The organism is Nonomuraea basaltis, assembly GCF_005893125.1.
Taxonomy (GTDB): Bacteria; Actinomycetota; Actinomycetes; order Streptosporangiales; family Streptosporangiaceae; genus Nonomuraea; species Nonomuraea basaltis.
On the sequence record NZ_VCJS01000429.1, the window covers coordinates 1 to 5,177 of the forward strand.

The 5,177-nt window shown below is 65.1% G+C and carries 5 protein-coding genes; 3 read left to right on the forward strand and 2 right to left on the reverse strand.

The genetic code is table 11. The features are described from left to right. Positions 1–279 precede the first annotated feature (279 nt). Both cyaB and EJK15_RS67550 read right to left on the reverse strand, forming a co-directional pair. Entirely contained in the window at positions 280–861 is a 582-nt protein-coding gene (cyaB, locus tag EJK15_RS67545; protein ID WP_138720642.1) for a class IV adenylate cyclase, read from the reverse strand. Between the two features lie 14 nt (positions 862–875). Then, entirely contained in the window at positions 876–1,517 is a 642-nt protein-coding gene (locus EJK15_RS67550) for a hypothetical protein (RefSeq protein ID WP_206062288.1), read from the reverse strand. A gap of 582 nt (positions 1,518–2,099) precedes the next feature. On the opposite strand from EJK15_RS67550, the gene EJK15_RS67555 reads away from it, so the two are divergent. The 3 genes from EJK15_RS67555 (at position 2,100) to EJK15_RS67565 (ending at position 4,822) form a co-directional block, all read left to right on the forward strand. Beyond that, on the forward strand, positions 2,100–2,891 hold the full coding sequence (locus EJK15_RS67555; RefSeq protein WP_138720646.1) for an SAM-dependent methyltransferase: 792 nt from the start codon (positions 2,100–2,102) through the stop codon (positions 2,889–2,891). A 358-nt stretch (positions 2,892–3,249) separates the two neighbouring features. Beyond that, entirely contained in the window at positions 3,250–3,870 is a 621-nt protein-coding gene (locus tag EJK15_RS67560; RefSeq protein WP_138720643.1) for a hypothetical protein, read from the forward strand. 325 nt (positions 3,871–4,195) lie between these two features. Beyond that, complete coding sequence (locus EJK15_RS67565; RefSeq protein WP_138720644.1) at positions 4,196–4,822, forward strand: TetR/AcrR family transcriptional regulator; 627 nt, start codon at positions 4,196–4,198, stop codon at positions 4,820–4,822. Positions 4,823–5,177 lie beyond the last annotated feature (355 nt).

A 5,177-nucleotide genomic window follows, 5' to 3' on the forward strand; every position in this document is an offset into this window, starting at 1 on the left:
CCCCCCCTTTTACGATCTTGGAGGGGTCCCCATGAAGTTGGCTCCGAAACGATTCGGTAGCCCCGCCGTGCTCTACGGCGGTGGGCCAATGCCGGTCTACGGCGAGTCCAGCGGGCCAGAGGCACGCATCACGGTGGCCAACCCGAGGGGGTTTCCAAAAGCTTTTGAGGGGTTTGAGGGAGACTCATCACACGACCGGATGCAGGGCGACCGTTGGTGCTGGAGATCATGACGCCGGGGCCAAGACGCCAAGCTGCGGATGACGCGGGCAAGTAAGCCTCATGGGTTGGTGGGTCGATGGTGATCGCGGTGCTCTGTGACTGCTTCGGTGTAGTCCATGGTCGATAGATCGTCTTCGACGATCCCGAGGTCGTACATCTGCAATCTCACCGCTTCAAGCGCGGCCGGAAGCTGATCGAGGCTATCAACGATCGTCTCGATCTCTAGGAAAGTACCGTCCAGCTCGGGGACAGTAACCATGGTTGCGAGCATGGCGCGTCCCCTCGCTTTAAACTGCCAATTGACGCAGTGCTTCTCGAATGAGATGTACGGGTTGTAACCAAGGCTCCTCAGGATGGTGTCGATCGCCTCCGCGTCGGCGACTTCCGTCTCGTCCTCGGGCTTGGAATGGCTGGCCTCGTCCACCATGGGCGACTTGTGGGTCAGCAGAACGTGACGTCCCTCGTTGCTGGTCACCGTGCGGACGCGCAACTCACGGCCGATGGCAGTGAGGGAACGGTCCGAGCAGTCGTAGTAGGTGTCGCGGTAGATGCTGGTCGCGCTCGTGGCCTGATGATCCAGTGCCTCGCCGACCAGGTCAGGATCGCGGAGTCGGGCCTTCAACTCGGCTTCGATGCGCACAGATGTCCTCGCTTTCAGATGATGCGTTGAGCGGTGAGACGAGTTTGCTCGAACAGACGACGAAACCCTCGGTGGAGAGCCCCTTGGGGAGTAGGTGCGATCTTGTAAACGGCGGATTCGTGCCCCTCCCACTTCTGGCCGAATGCTGACACGTACTGGATCTCATCCAAGGTGATCAGCCGCCAGACGGGGAAGATGTTGTACCTGTAAACCTCAACGGTGAGCGATGGGGCGATGGTGCCTAGCTCCCTCAAGCGGGCCTCAGCAAGCTGGATACCGGCAGAGAAGGATTCGGGGGTTTCGTTGATCTCCTCGGCCCGGCGAGCAGCAGCCTGACCCTCAGGGGAGAGAAGTAGCACACGAAGAGTGCGAGGGACATCGGGGTCCCCGATCAACTCGGGGCGCAAGAGGGAGTCGTTGAGACCGAGTATTCCCAGTCCCCGGACGGCGAGGACGTCGATAGCCGTGACGTGGCGCGCAGCAGTACGGATGTCCTGGGCCGCCGTTGACTGGGACGGGAATGTTTGGATGATCTCCGCTCGCCCGACTGGGCCTAGGTGATCAAGGCCAGCCGGGTGCTGGGGAGCAAGCCCAAACATCATTCGCGCCTCGTCGGGCATCCCTAGACCCTCGGCTACCCGCTCGTACGTCTCCATAGCTGTGATCGTGCGGACGCCGCGCATTACTTCACTGACCCTGCCTTGCAGCATCCCGGTCGCGATTGCAAGGCGAGTTTGAGTTGCGCCGTGATGCTTCGCGAGGGCGAACAACGCGCGTACATCCCTTGCCTGAAGCGCGGCTCTGGTGCTCGGGAGCCTCCACGACCGGAGGGGAATGACGATTGGGTCATACAGCGGAGCGCTCACTCTGACTCCTGTCCCGGAAGCAAGTAAGCAGAGTATCTCACCATGAGATACCACACGTGAGATGGCAGCGCACGCCTTTCACGGGGATCGTCATTACGCAGTAGGACGAAGGGTTGGGCGTGGGGCAGAGCATTGTGCCTCCCAACGAGCCCATCCAGTCAGGGGCGAGAGAACGTCACAAAGGCGGGAGCCGCAGGCGCTAGCACGCCGTACGGCTCCCTCGATCAGGAATCGAGGTCCTGACCTATGGCACAGGATATGGCCAGTCCAGAAGCGCGAAACAGCGGTAAGGGTGGCTCGGCGGCGCTTGATGCGGATCTTCTTGGGCATCGGCGGACCGTGGTCACGATCTCTACCTATCAGTCGGGCTCAATGGAGAGTCCGCAGATTGACCCCAATAGGCCGAATGTGGCCCGGATGTACGATTACTGGCTGGGCGGCAAGGATAACTTCCCGGCGGACCGTCAGGCGGCGGAGCGAGCGTCGAGAGCGAACCCCAATGCGCAATTCTGTGCGTGGGCGAATCGGGCGTTCCTTGGCCGGGCGGTGCGCTTTCTGGCGGAGCAGGGAATCCGGCAGTTCCTCGACGTCGGCAGTGGTCTGCCCGCTGTCGGCAACGTGCATGAGGTGGCGCAGTCGATCGAACCGGGCGCGCGGACTGTGTATGTGGATTACGACCCGATCGTGTCCCAGCATGGGCGGGCGCTGCTGGCCACCGATGAGCGGACCACGATGGTCCAAATGGATCTCCGGAATCCGGAGTTCATCCTGGACAAGGCCGCTGGCCTGCTGGATTTCGACTTTCCCGTTGCGGTGCTGCTGGTGGCCACGCTGCACTTCATCACCGATGAGGAGGATCCGCACGGGATCGTCAAGACGCTGATGGAGTGCATGGAGCCGGGCAGCTACCTGGTTGTCTCGCATGTGCTGGAGACGCCGACCACGATCGCGGCGGCTGGCGCTGGCTACAAGGACGCGTCGGCGGGGGTGACGCTGCGCGGCGAAGAGGAGATCGGGCGCTTCTTCGGGGTGGCGGAGACGGAGTTGGTGGCTCCGGGGTTGGTGCGGGTGCCGCTGTGGCGGCCGGAGATTGCGCAACCGCTCGCCGAGGAGGACGCCGAGAGGGTCGATTTCCTGGGCGGGGTCGGGAGGAAGGAGCGGTGAGGGCGGCTACCGGGGTGTCGTGTCCGGCTGGACGGCTGGCGCGTGAGCTGAGAGAGCATCTGGGCCGCCGTGGCATCGACGCGCAGATCTCGGAGTGTGAGGGGATCGCGCTGGTGGGGATCTGGTCGGTGGGGTTGGCGGTGTGGTGTGAGTGGGGGCCGACCGGATGGCGGTTCCGCTGGTGCCTGAACGACACGACCCAACGGGGACAGTGGCGCTACACGTCGTGTCCGTGCTCGGCGATGGAGACGGCTGCGCAGCGGATCGCGAGGCTGTGCCAGGAACGGCACCGGTCGATGTACGGGGTGGCTGGCTCGGGTGCGGGGCACCGGTCGGGATCTGGCGAGTAGGGTCCGGGATGAGTGGCTACAGCACGATCCCGTTCACGATCGCCTTCGCCAATGAAGAGGTTAAGGACCCGATCGTTTTCGAGGTGCACAACCACGAATACCGGCTGACCTACCGCAAGCCGCGCCTTGGTGATTGGGTCCACGGGATCCTGCGTGGCCGTGTGAAGGATCTGCTCGACAGGCCGGATCTGCGGGGTCCGGAACGGATGCGCAAGCTGAACACGCGGCGGCAGTGGCGGTGCATGGACAAGCTGTTGTGCCAGGTATGCGGCGAGGTGGCGAGGGATCCGGAGACGGGGCGGACCCCGTGGGCGCTGCCTAGCACGGTGTTCGAGCGTACGGGCCGGGACAGCGGGCGCACGAACGCGCCGCCGACGTGCTGGAGCTGCATTCCGAAAGCGCTGGAAGAGTGCCCGATGCTGCGCGAGGACTTCGCCCTCTACACGGTGGCGGAACGGGTTAGCGCGGGTGTGCTGGCGGACCTGTACCAGCCGGGCATCTTGTCGGAGGTGCCCATTTTGAGCAAGCACAACGTGTTCGTGGCCTGGGATGCGCACCGGTATCACGGCTGTGCGCTGGCTGTGGCTCAGGTGGTGGAGCTGCGCGGCATGATCTCGGTGTCGCCTTAGACGGCCCGCTCCTGTCCGGTGGTAGGCGCGGGATGGGAGCGGGCGCGGACCCCTGGATAGATCGCCTCTTTGCCAGGGATGGTGGCCCCGCCTTCCGGGGGTGGTAGCCCGGGGCACGCGGGCGGGGCCACGCACACAAGACTTTGCGATCGGTTGAAGGGTCGCCCCGACACCCATTGACCTTCGGCTGATCGCCTTGCCCTGGTGAGCCGGTGTGCCATGACGGCTGCGCCAGACCAGGGAGTGCGGCCCCCGCCTTGGGACCCCGGGCGGGGGCCGCACGCTTTCAGAAAGGCAAGCAGGGAGCGAGTGAGAAGGGGAGCTCATGGCGGTCGGCCGCGCACATAGGTGGATGAGTCCGGAAGAGAGAAGCGAGATATACCGGGAGCGATTGATAGAGGCTGGGTTATCGCTGTTCGGTCAGGTCGGCTTCGCGGCGGCCACGCTCCCGGATTTGTGCAGGGAGGGGCAGATGTCGCATCGGGGCCTGTATCAAGCCTTCCAAGCCTTCGACGGGGGCAAGGAGCGGGTGTTGGCGGCGGTGGTGGACCGCTGCACGGATGAAGCCGTCTTGGTGATCCGCGAACGACTTGCGGGCGGCGAGGGCGAGGGGTCGGCTGGGGTGGCTGCGGCGGTTGCCGCCTTTGTGGAGTACATGACGCGGAAGCGGCGGGTGTATCGGATCCTGTACGTGGAGGCCCATCACCTGACCAGGGTAGAGGCGCGGCGGGATCCGCTCGCGATCGTGCTCGGGGAGATCCTGAACGGCCAGTTGTCGGGGAAAGACGCCCGTCTGGTGGGAACTGCGATCGTGGGCGCGGTTGGGGCGCTGCTGGCGGACTGGTACGAGCATGGAGACATGCCCGTGCACGAGGTCGCTGATGCAGCCGTGCGGGTGTGCCGGTGGGCGTCGTCGTTCGGCCGGGTTGATCGGTGGGTCTGCGCTGAGTGAGGTGATCGGGTCGCAGTCCACTCGGCGAGCGTGAATCGACCCGGTTGGAGGATCACGTCTCCTGGCCGGGCTGCGACCCCGGGGAAGGGGTGGAATCCCGACACGCGCGCACACCGCGCCGGGCATGGTTCGCGGGCGCGGGCGGCATGGTTCGCAGTGGGCAAAGCGCGTCCCCGGGTGGGTCGGGGCGTCGGCGGGTGCGGTCTGGTTCGGCGGTCTCGGCGAGGGCGTGCCGTCCGGGCGGCGAGGGCGAGCACGGCGCGTCAGCGCCGCGCGCAGTCCCGATGGCGATCCGGCCGGCGCCCCGACCCACCCCTGTCTCTTATACACCTCTCCGAGCCCACGAGACCCTAAG

Excerpts from the sequence above, each read along its gene's own strand:
- EJK15_RS67550 (WP_206062288.1), bottom strand. The coding sequence starts at position 1,517 with ATGGAGACGTACGAGCGGGTAGCCGAGGGTCTAGGGATGCCCGACGAG.
- EJK15_RS67555 (WP_138720646.1), top strand. The coding sequence starts at position 2,100 with ATGGAGAGTCCGCAGATTGACCCCAATAGGCCGAATGTGGCCCGGATG.
- EJK15_RS67560 (WP_138720643.1), top strand. The coding sequence starts at position 3,250 with ATGAGTGGCTACAGCACGATCCCGTTCACGATCGCCTTCGCCAATGAA.
- EJK15_RS67565 (WP_138720644.1), top strand. The coding sequence starts at position 4,196 with ATGGCGGTCGGCCGCGCACATAGGTGGATGAGTCCGGAAGAGAGAAGC.